Genomic DNA, 22,247 nt, shown 5'->3' with positions numbered 1-22,247 from the left:
CATCCTTCTTGTTCAACCATTAACCATTAACGACTTCTATTGACAAATTTCTGAAAACGGAGTGCAAAGTTATGAATTTTTTAACTTAATCCGGTTTTACAAACATTTCTCAATTCCTGCCTAATCGTCGAAAACAATCTCAGTTACGGGCTTTTTGCCGCCTTAAAGCGCCTCTTTTGGGGCTTATCCAAAAAATCAGTGCTACTCCTCAACCATTAAAATCGCAGGCAATTATTCCCAAGCTGATTTTAATCATCTATATAGGCCCACTACCATCATTGCAGCCCAACCAAATACAGGCTAAGTTTCAAACGAAACCAAGGCTATCTAGCGACGCTTGCGTTCATTACCTGCGTAACTAGTTATGCGGTTTATCATTTTCATTCTTTATCTACTCCAAATCAGACAACAGCACATGCGTTTATTTACAAAATGGGTCGGCCTAAGCATCGGAGTTTTCATTACTACCCTTACGTGGGCGCAACAATGGGTGTTGACCACCGCCACCGATGGGCAGGGTATTTACGGGATAAAAGGCATCCCGAGCGCCGAAAATTCGCCCGGGAAACGAATCGGTGCCGCCTCATGTACCGATAAAAACGGCAATCTATGGCTCTACGGCGGAGGAACTGGCGGGAATAACTTTGATGATTTATGGCGATTTGATGTCAGTACCTATCAGTGGACGTGGGAGGGGGGCTCCAATCTGCCCAACAGAGCCGCCAACCACGGCACCAAGGGAGTTGCCTCCACCGAAAATTCTCCTGGCGGCCGAGTTGGGCATACCATGTGGGCCGACAACGACGGCAATCTTTGGCTCTATGGCGGTAGCCGCCCTTTAGCCGACGATTTTGCTACCTCCATGATCATTGGTAACGACTTATGGAAATATAATCCCACCGCTAAAACCTGGACTTGGATGCATGGCTCCAATCAAACTGTGCAAAGCGCCAACAAAGCTATTTATGGTACGTTGGGAGTACCCGCGAGCCAAAACACCCCCGGCGGGCGTTACTTCGGTACGGGTTTTAAGGATAAAATCGGCAACCTGTGGCTGTTTAGTGGCAACGAAGGCAATGACCTTTGGAAATATGACGTCCAAGCAAACGTATGGTCGTGGATAAAAGGCAATAATACCCCAAAAACTGCGGGTAGCTATGGACAAAAAGGCGTTGAATCTCCGCTTAACCTACCCGACAGCCGCACCCGCACCACGGGATTTACGGATGCCAATGGTGATTTCTGGATTTTTGGTGGCCAGCATTACAACGACGACGATGATAGTTTTTACCTGAACGACCTCTGGAAATACAATTTCGCCACTAACCGCTGGGTGTGGATGAGCGGAACGCAATCTTATAATCACAAAGGTACGTATGGCACACTGAGGGTTCCATCTGTCAACAACATCCCAAGGGCGCGCGAGAGCGCCGCTGGGTGGGTAAATAAAGACGACTATTTGGTGATGTTTGGTGGCGCAACGGAGCGAGGTAGTCTGCTCAACGATACTTGGTACTACAATCCCAAAACACAGGAATGGTCTTGGCGCTCAGGAAGTAACGAAGTAAATTCTGATGGTGAAATAAGCCGCACCGACCCCGACGAAGACAATGCCCCCAGCGCCCGAAGCATTGCTGCCGTTTGGGAAGATTCGCTTGGCAGTTTATGGATGTTTGGAGGGCTTGGAATCAAACGTCAATATACCTTCGAGGGCTATACACCCATTAAAAATCTCGTAATGAGCCACCTCAACGACATGAATAAAATTTGGGTGCCTTCCGTCGATTTAAAAGCAGCTGTCAAAACGGAAGCCGTTACGTATGGAGAGCAAAACCTGCAACTCCTCATGATAACCGTCAGCGAGCAAAGCAACTACGGCGCAACCCGTATAAAAGTACGTACGCCGCTTCCCAAAGGCATGAAGTTTTACCGACGTAAATCCGACAGCGTTGTCTTGGGAGACCTGACGGTGTCGAACGACACCCTCGATTGGTACATTCCGTATGTTGTTCCTAAAACGACTGCGACGCTTCAATTTTATGCGCAATTGGACGCGGCCCAACAGCCCGATGGCAAGTTTCAGGTATGCAGCTCTATCTATTATCAATACGCACGAGAGTCCAACGACGCCGATAATCAAGCGTGTATCACGGTCGAAAGCAGCACAAAAGTGATCAGCCGAGGCACTTCATGGGCCTATTTGGACAATGGGACGCTTTTGAACAGCACCGATTGGCAGACGAACACTTACAACGACGCTAATTGGAAAACGGGAAGCGCACCGCTGGGCTTTGACCGCAACAATCGCTGGGCCAACGTAGATTACAAACCAGTAACGCTGCTTTTGCCAGGCCCTACGGGCGCTCAACACAAACAATATTATTTCCGTAAACAATTTGCCTCTGGTAAAACAACGGCCAATTTTCGCCTAAAACTCTGGTTTGATGATGGCATTGCTGTTTTTGTTAATGGCAAACCCGTCTATCAGAAAAACGCGACAGACACCGACGGAGATGGGTATATAAACTATCCCAACGGCACCGAGGTCCTGACCGACACCCTCCTGCGCCTCAATAATCTTTCAACCACCCAAGTCAATCAGGTGGCCGTAGTGGTCTATCAAAACAGCCCGACGAGCAGCGATTTATTGTTTGATTTTCAGCTAGAAACGATTCCGCTAGGTCTCACTCGCCAGCCCTATTTACAACTACCGGGCCCTAACACCATGACCATCCGTTGGTACACCACCGAAGCCATTAACGGCATTGTACGCTACGGAACCGACCCCGCCAATTTAAACCTAACAGCGCAGGATTATACCCTCGACACAGTCCAGATTGTCAAGTTAGAAGGGTTGGCAAGCGGTACCAAATACTACTATTCGGTGGGCTACGGCGACCCCGAAAATCCCGTTGTGTTACAGAACAATCCCGAAATCAATCAGTTTCAGACATTATCCAGCACATCCACTACCCTGCGTTATTGGCTTTTGGGAGATGCGGGAGCGGCAAAAGCCCAAAACCAACGCCCCTATCGCGTCCGCGATGCGTACTTGAATTACCTCAAATCAAAAGGGAATCCCAACATAGACGGAATCCTATTTTTGGGTGACAATTCCAACACACAGCCTTTTGAAGGGCTACAACAGGCTTTGGATACGACTTTCTTTAGGTTTTATAACCGCCCCACCGACAAGCCTCTTTTGTCCAAAATCCCCTTTTGGACAGTATTAGGCAATCACGACTATGATCCTGACAACGCCTTTATGTACAACGGGGAAACCATTAAAATCCAAAAAGCCTACCACAAACAAACGGCGGCAAGTTTTTCGGCCTTTTCGTATCCTCGCCCTACATTGGGGGTTGAAAAAGGGTATTATTCTTTCAATCAGGGGGATGTTCACTTTGTGGTTTTGAATCCATATCTTATTGAAGGGCATAGCCTATGGGTAGACCCCAACGAGCAGACAGAATACAAACAAATATGGGGCGACCTCTCCATTACACGAGACCCTAACGAGGGCGACGTGAATCAAATACCTCAAATACAGTGGCTTAAGAATGATTTGGCTAACAACACCAAACGTTGGACCGTGGTCACCTTTCACATTCCTCCTTTTTCTACCATCGGGCATTTAGAAGACGAATCTGACTTGAAAAGAGTGAGAGAGCGCCTGCTGCCTATTCTGGAAGAGCCTGCCTACCACGTAGATGCTATTGTGGTTTCTCATAGCCACGCGTACTTACGGGCGGGTATGGTTAGAAAAAGCGGCACTACCCGTAAAACCGATTTTAGCCAAAACGGTAACTTGGGCCGCACAACGCCATACGTAAAAACAAGTGCCGAAACGGCTTATTCTTACATTTTGACGGGTTCGGCAGGTAGAGGTTTTTACAGCTCCACTTTAGACGACGGTGGATACGGACCTTCCAAAGCACATCTGGTCAACTCCCCAAGTACTTCCAAGCTTCCATTGGATGTGCTTGCGTCGAGCAATGATTTTTACCACGTAACTGGCGGCTCCGTCGAATTACTTTTCAATGACAATCGCCTAGATGTTAAGTTCATCAAAGAACCCGAAGGTAGCAATACCTTCGTCGTTGCCGACTCGTTTAGCATCATCAAAGACCCCAGCGTAAAGCGCCTGATGCCTTTTGCAAGCACGTGGTTTTCGCACGTGGAATTACATTCTTGTGTTGGTGGCAGTGGCCCTTATTACGCTCCCGAATGGAGCAATTTTGCCGCTTGGAGCAAGGATACAGTCTGGAATCCCCAACGTGACAATGATTGGTACGGTCAGGCACCTTTTGTAGATTATACGGCTTGGAATACCAACGGATTGAAAGATGGAACCCTCATCAGAGACCTTGAGATTGGCGGAAACGCATATTTCAAAAAAATCTTTACCTTATCACAAAAAAACAACTTTACGGGCTTTCAACTACAGATTTCCCGCTTCCAAGACGCGGCCGTGGGTATTTATATCAATGGCGTGAAAGTGGATACCCTTCTCGCCCTATCTGGACCTATTTTCACCAAAAATACCCTTAGCATACCTACTCAATTTTTTAAAGAAGGAGTCAATATTATTGCTTTAAAAACCCGTCCGCTGTGGTCATGTGGCGGTGGGCGCAACTACACACCCTATCTGTTGGATGCAGAACTCTCAGGCCTAACTGGCGCAACACCTGCCCCTGCTCCGAAGGCAGTTATGGAAGTACAAACCAATAAATTGGCCTATCCCACTTTATGTTCGGGCAATAGCTACAACATTCCTTTCACTGTAAAAAACAATGCTCCTAACACCGTCTATGAGGCCTATTTATCAGCCTTAAGTCCTAGCTTTTATCCAAAAAGAACCGTTATTGGCACTGGTCAAACCAGCCCTATGAAAATTACCTTGCCAGATTCATTGCTCCAAGGTGACTATCAGATTGCGGTGGTCCCTGCCCAAACTTCCATTTTTGAGGCAAAGGAAGCGGCTTTTTATACCATTCAACTGGCGCCCAAAGTTACCTTTTCCACCCAAGACAACCGGCAAAGCGCTGAAATCTGGAAGGGCGAGAGTATTCCGATGCAACTTAAATTTACGGGCATTCCTCCGTGGAGTTTTACCCTTTCAAACGGCCTGACAGACCAAACCGCCCAAAATACCTACTTGTTTCGTACCACCCCCGACTCAAGCCTAACCTACACCGTAACCATGAAAAATAGTTGCGGATTGGGTCGCGTGGCGGGTCAGGTGCGCGCAGTGGTCAAAAAAGCTACGGTCCAAATAACTGGTTTAAACAAAACAAATTACTGCCCTGCTGATTCGATAACAATAGGCTTCAAAGCCGATATTCCAACCGCAACGACGTACAAGTTTACGGCTTATTTATCCGACAAAAACGGTCGTTTCAACCGCCCAATTACGCTCGAAACCACTTCCGTTACCAATCCTGTTTTTCCATTTAACGGAGTCATCAAAGCGAAATTGCCTGATACGCTCTCCATGGGCACGGCCTACCAAATCCGCGTAAGTACATCTACCACCCTTCCCACAGAAGAAGTTGTTTCTGTGCCTTTTGGGATGCGAATCTTGCCCAGCGGTACCCTTGTAGAAGCGCAAAAGAAAGACTCTTTAAGCATTCTAACGGGCGAGCCTATCACCCTTCAACTGGATTTTAAAGGCAGTTCACCATGGAGTTATATCATTGGCTACGGCTCCTCCGACACGCTTTCGGGTAGCACCACCCGTACGCCGCTTTTGAGGAGCGTTCAGCCCAAAGGATCAGATGTGTACACGCTGCGCTCGGTGGGCAATGCATGTGGAGAAGGGAAAGCATCGGGCAGAGTGACCGTCACGCTCATTACGGCCGTTGACAATTGGGGCGTCGCTCAGTTACGGGTTTATCCCAATCCAACCACCGATTTTCTTCATATCGTGATTTCAGACACCACCTCAAGCGAGATTCAGTGGCAGGTGGTTGATAATACTGGGCGTATTTTGCTAAAGAAAGAAGCAAAAAATCTTTCTTCTTATGACGAAACCATCAACACTACGACTTGGCCCGCAGGCACCTACTTCTTAAATCTAAAAATAGGCAACCGTAAGGCTACTTTCAAAATCAGTAAACAATAAATGTTACCAACGGAGCCGTCTAAACCACGGCTCCGTTGGCTATTTTTAATCTTTCTTCACACTGCTTCCGCCCGATACATTGGAGCGTACTTCTGGGTTGCCACGGTAGCGCAAGCTGCTACCGCCGCTCGCATCTACTTTCAAAGATTTATCAACCAATACGTTGGCGTTACTTCCGCCCGAGAGGCCCAAATCAACATTATCAACCACGTAATCAAAAGCATTTAACTTAGAGGCCCCCGATAAATCGCCGGTCAGGCTTAGCCCCTGCCCGCGCAATGTAAGATTGGAAGCGCCCGAAAGGTCAATGTCTACGCGTTCCCAGTCGCCATCAATCGTTGATTTTGATGCGCCCGACAATTCCACTTCCAAATCACGGGTATTGGTAAAGCCGTCAATGGTTGAAACTGTGGCTCCTGAAAAATCAACTCCGCGTAAAACAGGCATCGTAATGTCGACGTCCATGTCATAGCGCCGAACCCGGTAATTACGGTAGCGAATGACCAACTTGCCGCTGCGGTCCACAAACACTTCTAAGTCATCAATATCGCGGCGGTCACCGCGCACAAAAACACTGAACTGGCCCGATTGTCGCACCTTTACGTCGAAGGCGCTACCCATTTCCAACCGGTCAAAATCGCGGAGGTCGAAGGTTTCACTGTCAGGATTTTTAGGGTCCAAACGAGCATCGCCGTCAATAAAAACACAGGATTGAAGGGCAAAAATAAAAAAGACAAAACTTGCCAACCGGGCAGAAACAACACGTAACTTTTTCATGACTGTTATGGTATTAATTAAACTGTTTTGAACCTATGACAACTTACATTTAATCTTCCCCCATACTACACTGAAAAAATATTCTCTTTTTTTTAGTGGCAACACCTCACTTGAAAGACATCAAAAAAAATACACGCCTCGCGTAGGGGTAAACTTTGGTTCGCTTGTCCTACCTAAAATGCGGTTCCAACCATCATTTTCAACAACTCGTCACAAAAACGGCCCTATCGTTAAGGGTAAAGCGTTAACTTTGCCCCAAAACGATTCGTCATTTCGTGCAATTATCGGATACACAAATACTTATAGCCATTGGGCAGGGAAATGAAGGGGTTTTCGAACAGTTGTTTCGAAAGCACTACGGCAGCCTATGCGCCTACGGACGTTCGATTTTGCGGGATGCTGACGAAGCGGAGGAAATTGTCCAAACCGTGTTTGTGAACATTTGGGAAAAACGAACTGAGATTGAAATTACCCAATCGTTGAAATCGTATTTGTACCGGGCAGTGCATAATCATTGCCTTAACCGAATCAAACACCAAAAAGTAAGGGATGAACACCAACAATATGCCACGTATCACCAAGAAACCACGTATGAATCGGTAAGCCAAACGGTCTATAAAAATGAGTTGGAACAACAGTTATCGGTAGCCATCGAAAAACTGCCCGAACAATGCCGAATCATTTTTAAATTGAGCCGTTTTGATGAATTAAAATACCAAGAGATTGCCGACCAACTGGGTCTTTCGGTCAAAACCGTCGAAAACCAAATTGGAAAAGCCCTTAAAATATTACGAACTGAGCTTGCTGATTACTTACCCGTTTTGATTTGGTTGGGTTTAACCGACTACTTATGATTGACAACTACTAAATGAATTCGAACGTACATATTCCTGACGATTTGCTGGCGCGTTACGTGGCAGGGGAAACCACCCCCGACGAAACCCGTCAGGTAAAAGCGTGGCTAAGCCAATCGGCGGGCTATGAGGAAGAATTGCTTCGTTTTCAGAAAATATGGGAAGCAGCAGAGGCTGTCAAACCAGTGGCCGAAGTCGACGTAGAGGCGGCTTGGAAAAAAGTTAGTGGTCGGTTTGAAGCTCAACCTTCAACGCCCGCCATTTCCGATTCGGAAGTCGCTGCACAAAATCCGCTTCCGTTTACAATCCACAAAAACGACGCCGATGTTCGGCCGCTTCGCTCGGGCAAGTCGCCTTCAATCTTCCGTTTTTGGCGGGCGGCAGCGAGCATTTTAATCGTGATGGGCCTTGGTTGGTTTGGGTATCGTTTTTTTGAAAAATCAAACGAACCTGCCATTGCCAGCGTCCTGAAAACCCAGCAAAAAACCACCGAGCATACATTGCCTGACGGAACAAAGGTTTTTTTGAATCACAACACAACCCTTTCATACGCCGATGATTTTGGGCAAGATATGCGTACAGTTATGCTGAAGGGTGAAGCTTATTTTGACGTAAAACGCGACGAAAACCGCCCCTTTATCATTCAAGCTAACGGAACGGAAATCAAGGTTTTGGGGACATCTTTCAACGTACGTGCTTACGACCAAAAAGTAAACGTGGCCGTAACGAGCGGAAAAGTGCAGTTTTCAACGCCAAAAGTCAAAACACTGTTGGTTAAAAATGAAACGGCCACCGCCCAAGCCGATACCATCATCAAACTGCCTGCCGTCGATTTGAACGCAATGGCGTACCGTACCAAAGTATTCGTCTTTGACAAAACCAACTTAGGCGATGTGGTTGCATCGCTACGAGAAGGCTACCAAACCGACATTCAATTGAGCGGTCGTTTAAAAAATTGCCAATTAACGGCTCGCTTCGAACGCGAAAGTCTGGACGCTACCCTGAGCGTAATTGCCGAAACGCTCCACCTGCAAGTCACCCGAAAAGGGCAAACCATCCTGCTCGACGGGCAGGGTTGTCCGTAAAACATACTAGCCATGAAACACGTATTGACTCTCAACATCTTCCGCTTTCTCAACTTGCGGAGCCGCGTAACTTACGTCATTTTTCTTTTAACCTTTGGGTTTAACAGTTTATTGAGCTTCGCTCAGAAAGCCTCGATTCTCGACCGGCCCATTACGGTACGGGTCACCAACGAACGCCTCGAAGAAGTGTTAAGGGTAATTGGCGAACGGGGTAATTTTAGCTTCTCGTATAATCCCAACGAGTTTGATTTGAATCGGCGCGTTACGCTCAATGCCGCTGGAAAAGCCGTTCGGCAGGTATTGGACGAAATATTTAAGGGGGCGGCGGCATACAAAGAGCGGCGTGGGCATATTATTCTCCAAAAAATCGCTGAATTGCCTGCCGAAAAACCCCAAGACATTATCATCAACGGCTACGTTTTTGACCGCGCCACTGGCGAGCGAATTGCCCAGGTCAGTATTTTTGAAAAACGTACTCTAGCATCCGCCGTAACCAATCAGGCAGGATACTATCGTCTAAAAATACCTGCTACCCTTGCCAATCCGCATCTGGAGGTTCGCAAAGAGCGATATTTTGGTTCTAGCATTGCGGTCACCGAACGCTCTTTGGACATCAGTTTGGTACAAATGCCCCTCGATGACCGATTACAGGCGGTTGCGCCGCAGCTCAAGACGATTTCTCGCCCCGCAACCGATACCCTAATCGTTCGGGTTCCCACCGTACAACCAATATTAATCGCCTCAAATGATACCGCACTTACCACGGCCAAGCCCAAGCGAATCAATTTAGATAAAGTTGAAAAAACCTTTGTCGATGCCTTTGCCACGGCTAAACAGGCGGTTCACATTCAAAACGTACGAGATACGCTTTATCGACCGTTTCAGGTTTCATTGCTTCCGTTTGTCGGGACCAACCACGTCATGAGCGGGAACGTCGTCAATTCAATGTCTTTTAATATCATCGCAGGCTATTCACTCGGCGTTAACGCCTTGGAAGTGGGTGGTTTTGCCAACCTTGTCCGTTGGAATGTACACGGTGCTCAATTTGCGGGCTTTGCCAATTTGGTGGGTCGGAACGTATACGGATTGCAAACATCAGGCTTTGCTAATGCCGTTTTAAAAAATGTTGAAGGCATGCAATTGGCAGGCTTTGCTAATGCCACAGGAGGCAATCACAGCGGGGTTCAGGTAGCGGGATTTGCTAACTTAACGGGTCAGAATTTTTATTACGGCTTCCAAAGCGCTGGCTTTGCAAGCGTTACAATGGGCAAAATGTACGGCTGGCAGATAAGTGGCTTTGCCAACGTAACGCTCGGCAACATGCGCGGCTGGCAGATAAGCGGATTTGGCAACGTAGCACTCAGGAAATTTCGCGGTGTTCAGATAAGCCCTTTTATAAACTATGCAACCATCCACGAAAAAGGGCTCCAATTGGGGGTATTCAACTATGCTGACTCATCTGGTGCCGTTCCCATCGGAATATTCAGTTTTGTACGACGCAACGGGTATCGTCGTTTTGAAATCAGTACCGACGAACTCAATTACGCCAACCTTACCTTTAAAACAGGCGTTCGACGTTTGTACAATATTGTCACCATCGGTGGCAGTTTTGGCATGGCCGACAAACCCCTCTACACCTTTGGCTATGGCCTTGGCACCGCTATCAACTTCGGGCGTGGCTGGATGACCAACCTCGACCTCACCGCCAATAAAATCATGGAAGCCACCAATCGCTTCGATACATCCAATGGAAATTTTTACCGGGCAAGTTTAGGACTTGAAAAAAGAATCGCGCGTGGGGTGGCCCTCTTCGGCGCGGCCTCTCTCACAGCCATGACAGCCCAACCTGGTTATCTAAAAGTAGACAAATCAACTCTGTATCAAGTCTTTCCAAACACAACGCTTCGCAATGGCCTTGATTTGACCAATTGGGTAGGTTTTCAGGCGGGATTAAGGATTATGAACCGTTAACAATCGTTAACCAAACATTCAGTGACACGCTAAAATACCCGCGTCTAAACGTCGTTAAGTGATAAAACAACTTTAGACATGGTACCAACTTTACGTAACTTTTTTATTTTTTAATTAACCATCTTCTGACAAAATGAAAAGATTACGTCATCTATTAACCGCCCTTTCCGTAGTATGTGTAGGTTTATCGACCCAAGCACAAGTATCAATTGGGGCACGTGGGGGAGTATCGCTTGCTAAAACCACGGGCAACGGCGGATTTATCGAAAATTTTACGGGCAACCTTGATTATATCGTGAGCGGCAACGGTGCCATTTTCTTAAAAGTGCCGATTGCGGGCGGCTTATCGTTCCGTCCTGAGCTTGGATACAAGCAAAGCGGAGCTGGGGTTTCTTCCAATAATCTGTTGGATCTCATCGGCGTAAATATCCCGTTGGGTGGAAGCATCAAGCAGCGTCTCACCTATATTCAGGCGCCTATGCTGTTCCAATACGATTTTGGCTACGAAGGCAGCCCCGTCCAACCTTACCTCATTGCAGGGCCAACGTTCAATTATCTGGCCGATGGAAAAATCGTTTCGCGGGCGGATTTGATTTTATTTCAAACCCAACCTACGCGGACAAAAATTGGCTTGGGAACGTTTAACCGCTTTGAAGTAGGGGCCGCGGGCGGTGCGGGCCTTAGTTTTACGGTAGGAAACAGTAAAATATTTGTGGAAGGTCGTTACGAGCGTGGTCTGACTCGACTCTACGATACCCCACTCGTTAGGGTTCCCGTTCACAACCAAAGTTTCAGTGTTTTGGCAGGATTTGCAATACCTCTCGGACAGTAACGCGTGGGCGATTGCGGCAACCCAAAGGTCAGTTTTGAGAACCACATCGACGAGCCGCCCAACAGGTATCAGGTGAGCTAGGTTTCTCAAAACCTAGGCCGAGGTTGCTCACAACCTCGTGCCAGCGAAAAACCGTGTCAGAACTGCATAAAAAAACCGCCTCTCATCAAGGCGGTTTTTTTGGTTATTAAATAAAACTACATCGTTATTTTTTCAGCCAAGTATACAGATACGCTACGGCATGAATAGCGGCAAAAATCAAAGAGAAATAAAACAGCGGAGCATCTCCCTCAATTGATTGATTGTGGTGTACAAAAGCGACCACCCCCAACACTGCGGCGAGCGCCAATCCTGACAAGCACACTATCTTAAAATCTCCTTTTAAGGTTCCTACTCCCGTAGACAACTTACTATTGTGGATACCATACCACAGATAGATATCGAAACCGATAATCATCCATACAATCAAACGAATCCAAGTATCCAAAGGCAAAAATGCCATCATAAAGAAACAGGTAACAACGCCCAAAATAGGAACCAACGGCACCAAAGGTGTCACGAAAGCCCGGGGAGCATTGGGCATTTGCTTGCGCATCACGATTATACCGAGGCACACCAGAATAAAGGCAAACAAAGTACCGATACTGGTCATCTCGCCCACCACCCTTGCTGGGATAAATGCCGCAAACAAGCTCACAAACAGCATAAACATGGCGTTGCTTTTGACAGGCGTTTGGAATTTAGGGTGAACGCTTGAAAAGATTTTTGGCAATAATCCATCTTTACTCATACTGAAGAATACGCGCGTTTGGCCCATGAGCATTACCAGAATAACCGAAGCATACCCCGCCAAAATCGCCACGATAATCGCCCGGTTCAACCAAGGATAATCTGGCACAATCACTCCTGCGGCATTGGGCGTTCCCATGTGCTCAATGGCTACGGCAACTGGCGCAATCCCATCCTGACCTTTAAAAGAAGTATAGCTTGTTACACCCGTCATGACGTGGGCAAACAAAATATAGAGAATCGTGCAAATCGCCAACGAAGCCAAAATACCGATAGGCATATCCTTGCGCGGGTTTTTAGCTTCTTGCGCGGCGGTACTTACCGCATCAAATCCAATGTAGGCAAAAAATACAATAGCCGCCGCTCGAATGATACCACTAAATCCATATTCACCAAAGGTGCCCGTATTGTCAGGAATATAAGGAACATAGTTATCGGTGTTGATATATTTCCAACCCAAAACGATGAAAATAATCACAACTGCTACTTTCAAAGCTACAATAATACCGTTGACGGTAGCACTTTCCTGGGTTCCTTTCATGAGTAACAAACTCATCAGAACAACGATAAATACGGCAGGTAGGTTGATAAGCCCGCCATCCCAAGGCCCAACCGTGAGCGCAACGGGTAGGTGAACATCAAAGCCTTCCAGAAATTTCACTAAGTATCGACTCCAACTGATACTCACCGTAGCAGCTCCTACAGCGTACTCTAACACTAAATCCCAGCCGATAATCCACGCGATGAACTCCCCCATGGTAGCGTAAGAGTAGGTATAGGCACTACCCGCCACTGGAATCATGGAGGCAAATTCGGCATAACACAACCCAGCAAAAGCACAACCGAATGCAGCTACTATAAAAGAAATGGTAATGGCAGGTCCGGCCTGATTGGCGGCAGCTCCCCCCGTAATTGAAAATAACCCCGCGCCGATGATTGCTCCAATACCAAGAGCAATCAAACTGCCGGGGCCAAGTGTACGTTTTAGTTGGTTACCTTCACCCGAAGACTCATTCATGAGTTTATCTAAGGGCTTTCTAGTCCAAAGTTGATTTGCCATGCTCGATTAGGTTAGAAATTTTAACAATAAGGTACTATCTGTTTGTGAGTGAAATGGAATTGAAAAATACGCTCTTATTGGGTTGTTACCAAACAAACGCAAGGTAAACTTATTTTAAGGCAAAATAAAAGTGGTTAGTGGAATGACGGATGATTTGCTGAATAACTATCCAACTTTTCATACGACATTCACGACTAACCACTTTGAGTTACTCTATTTTTTCAAAGAAGGCTTAATCAAAGGTGCTTTCTTTTCTTTCTTTACTTTCTCTTTTTCCTCTTCTTCTTCCTGCGGCATCTCTACTTGCTGCAAGCCACCGCGAGGGGTATCAGGAAAATCAGAAATCAAACGAGCAGGCGCTGCTTTTTTCGCCTCACCAGCGGCTTCATCTTTGGCTTGGTCGCGGGTCAACGAATCTACTACGATTGGCGTAGCCACAAACAACGAAGAATATGTACCCACGATTACCCCAATCAACATCGCAAAGGAGAATCCGCGAATTACCTCTCCCCCAAAAATGAATAATACAATCAACACAAACATTGTCGAAAGACCCGTTACAGCCGTACGGCTAAGCGTACTGTTCAAGGCGTTGTTGATGATGGCCGGAATCGTTTCTTTCTTGCCTTTATTGTCTCTCAAATATTCACGAACCCGGTCAAAAACCACCACGGTGTCGTTCATGGAATAACCCATAATGGTCAGCACCGCCCCAATAAATGCTTGGTCAACATCCAATGAGAAAGGCAGCAAACCGTTGAAGATAGAGAATACCGCCAAAATAACGAGAACGTCGTGGAACAGGGCCACAATAGCCCCCCAAACGAACGCAACCTTACGGAATCGAATAAAAATGTATATCGATACCACCAACACCGCCAGCAAAATCGATTTCAAGGAAGTCATAATCAAGTCAAACGCAATCGTCGGACCTACTTTTTGTGAACTTTGAATCGTTGCCTTATTGTCAGTCAACTTGCTTAACCCTTCGTTCAATTTGGCTTCGGCCTGTTTATCGGCATCTGGCGTGGTGGCATCGGCCAAAAAGCTCGTCGTTACTTTTACCTGCTCATTGGCTCCGATACCGATTCCCCCAAATGTTTTTACTTCAGGCGCAGCACCAAACACTCCCGTCAAAATCTCACGAACTTCAGAAGTCTCCACGCCTTTTTCAAAACGGACAACATAACTACGACCGCCTTTGAAGTCAACACCCAACCCAAATCCTTTGAAAATGACAGAGATAATTCCTAATCCGATAATGACCGAAGAAATAATATAATACACACGACGACGTGATACGAAGTCGAAGTTGGCATCTTTGAACAGGTTTTGCGACCATGAAGCGAAGAATTCAATCTTACGGCCTTTACCAACCCACCATTCTAGAATCAAACGAGATACAAACAATGCCGCAAACAACGACGTCAGGATACCAATCACGAGGGTCGTGGCAAAACCTAAAATCAAGCCTGTACCCAAGAAGAAAAGGATAATACCCGTCAACAAAGTCGTTACGTTTGAGTCAAGAATAGAAGAAAGTGAGTTTTTGAAACCATCCGAAATCGCTAATTTCAATTCTTTACCCGCCGCCAATTCTTCCTTGATACGTTCAAACACCAACACGTTGGCATCCACCGCCATACCAATGGTCAATACGATACCCGCAATACCTGGCAGGGTAAGGATTGCCCCCAACGAAGCCATAATTCCCATTAAGAAAAACAGGTTGATAACCAACGCAACGTCGGCAATCATTCCCGCCTTGTTGTAGTAGATGACCATGAAAATCAATACAACCAGCAAACCTACCAACGAGGAAATTACCCCTGCACTGACTGATTCTGAACCCAAAGTAGCTCCTACGATGGCCTCTTCCACGATGGTGGTCGGTGCGGGAAGCTTACCTGCTTTTAGCACGTTGGCCATGTCCTTGGTTTCATCAATGGTAAAGCTACCCGTGATGCTTGAGTTTCCGTTAGGAATTTCATTTTGTACGTTTGGAGCAGTGTAGACAAATCCGTCCAAAATAATGGCTACCGGACGGCCAATGTTAGCAGCAGTCAGGTTTTTCCATTTACGGGCTCCTTCGGCGTTCATACGCATCGATACTTCTGGACGGCCGCGGTCGTCGTAGTTGTTACCCGTTGCATCAACAATCACATCCCCTTCCAACGGCGCCTGTCCATTGGCTTTCTTAATAAAATAAATACCAACGATTTCGTTACGCTTGTCGGTCGTCTCAATTCCTTTGCGATCCCACATAATAACGGCATCAGAAGGAAACATTGCTTTTACTTCTGTACGGGCCAAAAGCTCATTGGCACGAGCAGTATCTTTGGCATAAACGCCTAGTTGACCTTGAGAAATTGGCACAAACAAACTAGCAAGACCCGTTTGGTTAGCAGTTGTATCTTTTGAAGTAGAATCTGTTTTTGCCCCTTTGGCCAACTGAGCCGCCAATCCACCAGCTTTTGAAGTGTCGGCAGCGGAAGAACCTTTTTCAGCGATTTTCTTTTCCAAATCGAGCTGAGTCAAATAAGCCCCCAATGCATTAAGCGCAGGAGAAACTTCATCCAATGTATATACCTCACAGAATTCAAGCTTGGCTGAACCCGTCAAAAGACGACGCACACGCTCGGGGTTATCTACGCCTGGCAACTCAATCAAAATACGGCCTGAACCTGGCAAACGCTGGATGTTAGGGTTGGCTACCCCAAATTTATCCACGCGTTGTTGAATGATTTGGAACGCACGACTCGTGGCACCATCCACTTCTTCTTTCAAAAACTTCGTTACTTCGCTGTCCGATGAGCTGTTGCTGATTTTACCGCGATTGGTACTATTAGAGAAAATTTGCGCCAAAGTTGCGCTTGGAGCCACCTTTTTATAAGAACTTACAAACAAGTCTACATAATTAGACTGGCTCGATTTCTGCGCCTCAGTGGCCTGTTTGAGTGCTTCGTTAAATTGACTGTTGCGCGCATTTCCACCCGCTAGTCCTCTCAAAATATCGGTGGGAGCCACTTCTAGCACCACGTGCATACCTCCTTGTAAATCAAGACCTAATCCTAACTCACGTTGGGTAACTTCCTGATACGTACTGCCCAAATAAACGGGCTCGCGACGAAGTGAGTCGAGGTAACGCTCTTTTTTCTTTTGGTCTACAAGACCATCTTTTCCCGTAGCGTAGGTTTCAGCATCTTTACGAATCCCGCGCGCTACAAACGTGAAGGACAGATAATAGATACTCAATACCGCAACAACTACGGTCAAAATCCAAATGCCAAGTCTGTTTTGCATTGTTTTATTGAAGTAAATAAATGATTGAAATAAATATTTGTGAAACGAGAGAGGGGTTTTATCCCCGTAAAGGGCCTTATGACGTGCCCCAAAAGGAAAATACAATGTGCTTTCACAACTGCACACGGAATCGAAGTGACAAAATCACCGTCATTTTCGCCTTAACTAAGGCGCATTAATCGCAATAAAATGTCCGAATACATTTCGGAAAAAGGAGAAGAAGTAATAAAAGATGTCAAACCGCTTCGGAAGGGCATTGGTGCCGGGCAGTTCAATACTGAAAATGGTAGGTAAAAAATAAAAGGATTGCTCAAAATCAAACGAAACCGCGGGAGCCACGACTGCCACCAACGACATTTCCTGCACCACAGGCCGTTCTTGGTTGGCTTTTTTGCTTTTGGAAGGTTCTTCAGAAACAGGCTTTTTGACAGCGGCTTTGGGCAACAACAACGACTTACCTGCGGTAGCTGTTATTAATAACAGCAGCGCCAAGGCAGCGGAAGTCAGTTGCGTAAAAAACCTGCGTTGTTTCATTTTTTTGGTTTAAGCACCGTTTCGACCCATAATGGTCTACGGTTTTAAAGGGCTCGCAAAGTTCGTACCATTTTTTTTGCAAAACAATAGTCCCTTCGTTTTAGATTATCAATTTTGTCTAGCTATTTCTCTGAAATATCATACAAACTCAAAATACACCCCTATTTTCATGCAATCAGCCTCGTTATTTTTTTGTAAATGTGCACAAAAAACGCACGCGCCGAAGCACTTTGTTGGCTAAGTATGCATTTATTGAATAATAATCCTTTGCTTTGAACCGACAATACGACATCAAAAATTTTCGTTTTACTGAAACATTGTTTTCGTTTGCGGTGTATAACGAGAACACTTAAAAAGAATGCTATGAATCTGATGAAGCCAATTACCTCCTTTATATTTTGTCTTTTTGCTTTCACCTTTTTGTTGTCGTGCGCACGCCCCGTCACTACCTCCGACGGTGGCTTGGGCATCCCCATCAAACTCGCCAAAGCAGAGTATCCCATTGATGTATTTTACGAAAACCAACCTACCACCCGTCTTTATACCCCCATTGGTCCTGTCAAAGTTGAGAAGGAAGTCCCGCTGAGTGAGCGACAAACCAAGGAAGGTCGAATGCTTTTCAGAGGAAACGACGAAGATCAAAAGCGGGCGTTGCTTGACCAACTTATCTTGCAGGGCGTAGGCATGGGCGCCCACGCGCTCGTCAACGTAAAATACCAATACTATACTGCCAAAGATTATCAAGGTTTTGTGATGACAGGCACGGCGGTGAAGTACGGAAATCAGTAGTATATTGCGCGAAAACTGTCAAACGCTTTTATGCAGGAAATTCGCTTTTTATTTTGGAATCTGAACCGTAATCGGCCCTTTGAAGAAATTGTCAATATCGTTGAGCATCACCAAATTGATGTACTGATAATGGCAGAAGTAAGCTTCAACCTAGCACATTTAACTGTTGAATTAGCCAATAAAAAGCAAAATTTTTTCTATAACCCCATTTCGAAATGTGAAAAGGTTAAAATTTTAACTCGTTTTAAAGATAAGTTTATAACACCTGCTTTCGCAAGTAAACGTTATAGAATTGATATTTTAGAACTTCCATCACTAGAAAAAATTTTATTGGCAAGTGTCCATGTTCCTGATAAATCTCACAATACACTTGATGACCAAGAACAATTTTGCCGAGATTTTGTACAGGAAATCAAAAGGGAAGAGACTGAAAAAGGAATCTTAAAGACCATTTTGGTAGGCGATTTTAATATGAATCCTTTTGAAACAGCTATGATTAAATCAACAGGTTTACATGCGGTTTCTTCATCGAAAGTCTCTGAGAAATTAACACGAACGGTGCAGGAGAAAGACTACAAATTTTTTTACAACCCAATGTGGAGTTGGTTAGGCGATATAAAAAGCGATGTGGCCGGAAGTTATTATTATAACACCTCCAATCACATTAATTACTTTTGGAATACTTTTGATCAGGTATTGATTCGTCCTGAACTAATTCCTAATTTTGATAAAGAAGCGTTACAAATTTTAGACAAAGATGGAGTAAAGTCTCTTTTAACGGCAAGTGGCTTTCCGGATAAAACCTATTCTGACCACTTACCGCTTTATTTCACGTTAAAATTGAACTTACTATGAGCGAATTAATTGACCTTTGGCCTGACTTCGAACTTGAAACGGTAAGAAGTCCCAAAACAATTCTAAAAGAGCAGGCAGAGCTATTATCACAGAAAACCAATAACATTCTAAAAGGGGAAATTGGTTTTGTTTCAGCCTATGATGAAACCACTGTTGGATTTTCCATCACATCTCCCTATTTAAATAATTATAAGTACCAGCTGTTTCATATAAAATATAACCCCGCTACCCTCTATCCAGTAACAATTGACGGGAGTATTATTTGTGAAGATGAAACAATCTTCAAAGAAAGGATAAAAGAAATTTTACGTGACCAACATACGATAAAAGTCATCAATTCTCTTTATTCCCAAAGTTTAGAAGAAACAGAAAACGTTTAAAAGGGACATTTTAGCCCCTTTTTAATGCGCTTCCAACCAGTTATTCCCCAGTCCAATCCCCGTATCCATTTTCACGGGAAGTGGAATAGCGTTGACCATTAATTCTTTTACGTGCTGGCTCAATAGCTCTACCTCGTCGCGGTGGGCATCAAACACCAATTCGTCGTGTACCTGAAGAATCATCTTAGAGCGTAGTTTCTCTTTTTTTAGGAAATCGTGAATATTAATCATGGCCACTTTTATCATATCGGCCGCCGAGCCTTGGATGGGAGCGTTGATGGCGTTGCGCTCGGCAAAACTCCGCGTCGTTTGGTTCTGAGAATCAATATCGGCCAAATACCGTCGACGCCCCAGAATGGTTTCTACGTATTTGTTTTCCCGGGCTTTGTTTATCGATAAATCCATGAATGTTTTTACGGCGGGGAATTCTTCAAAATAGGCACGGATTATTTCGCCAGCTTCGCCGCGCGGAATCCCCAACCGTTGGGCCAACCCAAACGCTGAGATACCGTAGATAATGCCAAAATTGACCATTTTTGCCTTGCGTCGCATGTCAGAAGTAACGTCAGCAAGCTCCACTTTAAATACCTTACTTGCGGTACTGGCATGAATGTCTAAGCCCTGATTAAACGCCTCCAACATGGTAGCATCCTGACTGAAAGCCGCCATAATGCGCAATTCGATTTGGGAATAATCGGCCGAAAGAATCACAAACTCGTCGCTATGCGGTACGAAAGCTTTGCGAATTTCGCGCCCTCTCGGCGTTCGAATCGGAATATTTTGGAGGTTGGGATTGGTACTACTCAAACGCCCCGTAGCCGCTACGGCTTGATTAAAGGAGGTGTGAATTCGCCCCGTTTTGGCATTAACCAGCAATGGTAAGGCATCCACATAAGTAGACTTCAGTTTTTGTAACTCACGGTAATCCAGAATTTTACGCGCTATTTCGTGCTCCGCTTCCAAGTCCGACAGAATATCTTCGCCCGTCGCATATTGACCCGTTGCCGTTTTTTTAGGCTTTTTAATCAATTGCATTTTTTCAAACAACACCACGCCCAATTGCTTCGGCGAAGAAATATTGAACTCCTCTCCCGCCAATTGATAGATGTCTTTTTCTACCAATTTCATATCCGTCTCCAACACGCCCGACATTTCTTTTAGGGCGTTCATGTCTACTTTAATACCTTCGCGCTCCATCCCTGCCAACACCGGTACGAGCCGCACTTCCACTCCTCTGAAAAGTTTATCCGCCTGATTTTCAATCAATATGGGATTCAGTTTTTCTTTCAATTGTAGCGTTACGTCGGCATCTTCAGCGGCGTATTCTACCAACTTTTCGATGTCTACATCCCGCATCGTGAGCTGTTTCGGGCCTTTTTTACCAATCAATGCCTCAATCGAAACGGGCTCATAATTCAGGTACGAATTGGCCAAAATATCCATATTATGGCGCTTATCTGGTTCAATCAGGTAATGCGCCAGCATGGTATCATAAATGGGCCCCCGAATCTCAATACCGTAGTTTTGAAGGACGAGAAGATCATATTTAAGGTTTTGGGCGATTTTCTCAATCTTTTCATCTTCCAACACCGCCCTAAAATCTTCCACTACCTTTTGAGCCTCTTCGCGGTCAGCTGGAACGCTCACGTAAAACGCCTCGCCTTTTTGGTAGGCAAACGACATTCCTACCAATTCGGCATCAATGGCATCCAAGGAGTTGGTTTCAGTATCAAAACAAAAAGCCTCTTGCAAACTCAGATAATGTGCCAACGACTGCCGCAACTCGGGGGTATCAACCAAATGATAGCGGTGGAGCGTATTGGCTACCGTACGGCGCTCTGAAGAAAATTCGGACGTTTGAAACGGCAAATCGCTTTCCGAAGATACTGCTGGTTTGTGTTGAGCGTTGCTTTCGGGGGTAGGAGCACTTTCTCCAAACAAACTAAGTTGGCCTTTTTTATCAGCCGAAGAAACAGTGGCCGACAAGTTGGTTGGTTTTACGTCGGCGGTATCTTCGCCCAGCATACTTTTACGCAACGTGCGAAATTCCAACTCATCCAGCAATGCCGACAGCATATCACGATCGGGCTCACACATGAGGAGGTCTTCTTCGTGAAATTCAATCGGTACATTTATATCAATGGTTGCCAAATGCTTTGACAAAATGGCTTTATCGGCACCTTCGATGACTTTTTCTTTGAGTTTTCCTGCTAGTTTGTGAGTATTGACCAACAGGTTTTCGATAGAGCCAAACTCTTCAATTAGTTTTTGAGCGGTCTTCTCTCCCACGCCCGGAATCCCCGGAATGTTATCCACCGCATCGCCCTGCAAACCCAGCATATCCACTACCTGACCGATATCTTTGACCCCCCAACGTGCGCACACTTCGGCAGGTCCCATGATTTCAACGCCTTTGCCCATGATAGCGGGTTTATAAAGGTAAATATGTTCCTCAACCAACTGACCGTAGTCTTTATCGGGCGTCATCATAAACACCTCAAATCCTGAGCGAGCGGCCTTTTTGGCAAGGGTTCCCACCACATCATCTGCTTCATAGCCATCTACCTCCAACACAGGAATACACATAGCTTTCAGCAATCGCTTCACGTACGGAACAGCGATGGTAATGTCTTCGGGTTGCTGCTGCCGCTGGGCTTTGTAGGCCTCAAACTGTACGTGACGGAATGTAGGCTTGGGCGTATCAAATGCTACTCCCAAGTGCGTTGGTTTTTCGTTTTTCAAAACTTCCCGCAAGGTGTTCAAAAAACCAAATACGGCACTTGTATTCAACCCTTTAGAAGTAATTCTGGGAGTTTTAAGAAAGGCGAAGTGGGCACGATAAATCAGCGCAAAAGCATCTAAAAGAAACAGTTTTTTGTCAGGCTTCATGGGTC

13 protein-coding genes are annotated in these 22,247 nt (G+C 45.7%); 8 read left to right on the top strand and 5 right to left on the bottom strand.

The annotated features are described in order from the left end of the window. Positions 1–415: 415 nt before the first annotated feature. Positions 416–6,124 (top strand): Kelch repeat-containing protein, encoded by a 5,709-nt coding sequence (locus NCI00_RS12115; RefSeq protein WP_253527844.1) that lies wholly within the window; start codon positions 416–418, stop codon positions 6,122–6,124. 45 nt (positions 6,125–6,169) lie between these two features. Here the strand turns inward: NCI00_RS12115 and NCI00_RS12110 are convergent, their stop codons facing one another. Next, a complete protein-coding gene (locus NCI00_RS12110; RefSeq protein WP_253527842.1) occupies positions 6,170–6,901 on the bottom strand; it encodes a head GIN domain-containing protein in 732 nt (243 codons plus the stop codon). Between the two features lie 275 nt (positions 6,902–7,176). On the opposite strand from NCI00_RS12110, the gene NCI00_RS12105 reads away from it, so the two are divergent. From NCI00_RS12105 to NCI00_RS12090, 4 genes are all read left to right on the top strand, one after another. Next, positions 7,177–7,755: an RNA polymerase sigma-70 factor gene (locus NCI00_RS12105; RefSeq protein WP_253527840.1), complete on the top strand. Its 579-nt coding sequence runs from the start codon at positions 7,177–7,179 to the stop codon at positions 7,753–7,755. 14 nt (positions 7,756–7,769) lie between these two features. Further along, positions 7,770–8,840, top strand: coding sequence for a FecR domain-containing protein (locus tag NCI00_RS12100; RefSeq protein WP_253527838.1), 1,071 nt, complete (start codon positions 7,770–7,772; stop codon positions 8,838–8,840). A gap of 12 nt (positions 8,841–8,852) precedes the next feature. Then, positions 8,853–10,811 (top strand): STN and carboxypeptidase regulatory-like domain-containing protein, encoded by a 1,959-nt coding sequence (locus NCI00_RS12095; RefSeq protein ID WP_253527836.1) that lies wholly within the window; start codon positions 8,853–8,855, stop codon positions 10,809–10,811. Between the two features lie 133 nt (positions 10,812–10,944). Beyond that, positions 10,945–11,643 (top strand): porin family protein, encoded by a 699-nt coding sequence (locus NCI00_RS12090; protein ID WP_253527834.1) that lies wholly within the window; start codon positions 10,945–10,947, stop codon positions 11,641–11,643. A gap of 205 nt (positions 11,644–11,848) precedes the next feature. Here NCI00_RS12090 and NCI00_RS12085 read toward each other — a convergent pair whose 3' ends face one another. The 3 genes from NCI00_RS12085 to NCI00_RS12075 form a co-directional block, all read right to left on the bottom strand. Next, positions 11,849–13,492 carry an amino acid permease gene (locus NCI00_RS12085; protein ID WP_253527831.1) on the bottom strand — a complete coding sequence of 548 codons (1,644 nt, stop codon included), beginning with the start codon at positions 13,490–13,492 and terminating at the stop codon, positions 11,849–11,851. Positions 13,493–13,705: 213 nt separating this feature from the next. After that, positions 13,706–16,795, bottom strand: a complete 3,090-nt coding sequence (gene secDF, locus NCI00_RS12080; protein WP_253527829.1) for a protein translocase subunit SecDF — start codon at positions 16,793–16,795, stop codon at positions 13,706–13,708. Between the two features lie 165 nt (positions 16,796–16,960). Continuing rightward, positions 16,961–17,329, bottom strand: a complete 369-nt coding sequence (locus tag NCI00_RS12075; RefSeq protein WP_253527827.1) for a hypothetical protein — start codon at positions 17,327–17,329, stop codon at positions 16,961–16,963. A 372-nt stretch (positions 17,330–17,701) separates the two neighbouring features. On the opposite strand from NCI00_RS12075, the gene NCI00_RS12070 reads away from it, so the two are divergent. The 3 genes from NCI00_RS12070 to NCI00_RS12060 are packed head-to-tail and all read left to right on the top strand — an operon-like array spanning position 17,702 to position 19,353. Then, complete coding sequence (locus tag NCI00_RS12070; protein WP_253527825.1) at positions 17,702–18,118, top strand: hypothetical protein; 417 nt, start codon at positions 17,702–17,704, stop codon at positions 18,116–18,118. Between the two features lie 30 nt (positions 18,119–18,148). Then, on the top strand, positions 18,149–18,973 hold the full coding sequence (locus NCI00_RS12065) for an endonuclease/exonuclease/phosphatase family protein (RefSeq protein WP_253527823.1): 825 nt from the start codon (positions 18,149–18,151) through the stop codon (positions 18,971–18,973). Continuing rightward, the gene (locus NCI00_RS12060; RefSeq protein ID WP_253527821.1) at positions 18,970–19,353 is read left to right on the top strand and encodes a hypothetical protein; all 384 of its coding nucleotides are present in this window, start codon (positions 18,970–18,972) and stop codon (positions 19,351–19,353) included. The genes NCI00_RS12065 and NCI00_RS12060 overlap by 4 nt, the downstream gene beginning before the upstream one ends. 21 nt (positions 19,354–19,374) lie before the next feature. Here NCI00_RS12060 and polA read toward each other — a convergent pair whose 3' ends face one another. After that, the gene (gene polA, locus NCI00_RS12055; protein ID WP_253527819.1) at positions 19,375–22,242 is read right to left on the bottom strand and encodes a DNA polymerase I; all 2,868 of its coding nucleotides are present in this window, start codon (positions 22,240–22,242) and stop codon (positions 19,375–19,377) included. Positions 22,243–22,247: the final 5 nt, after the last annotated feature.

The sequence above is a fragment of the Runella salmonicolor genome (genome assembly GCF_024158025.1).
In the GTDB taxonomy this organism is placed as follows: Bacteria; Bacteroidota; Bacteroidia; order Cytophagales; family Spirosomataceae; genus Runella; species Runella salmonicolor.
Note: the sequence above shows the minus strand (reverse complement) of the source record. Positions and strands in the feature narration are given on the sequence as shown.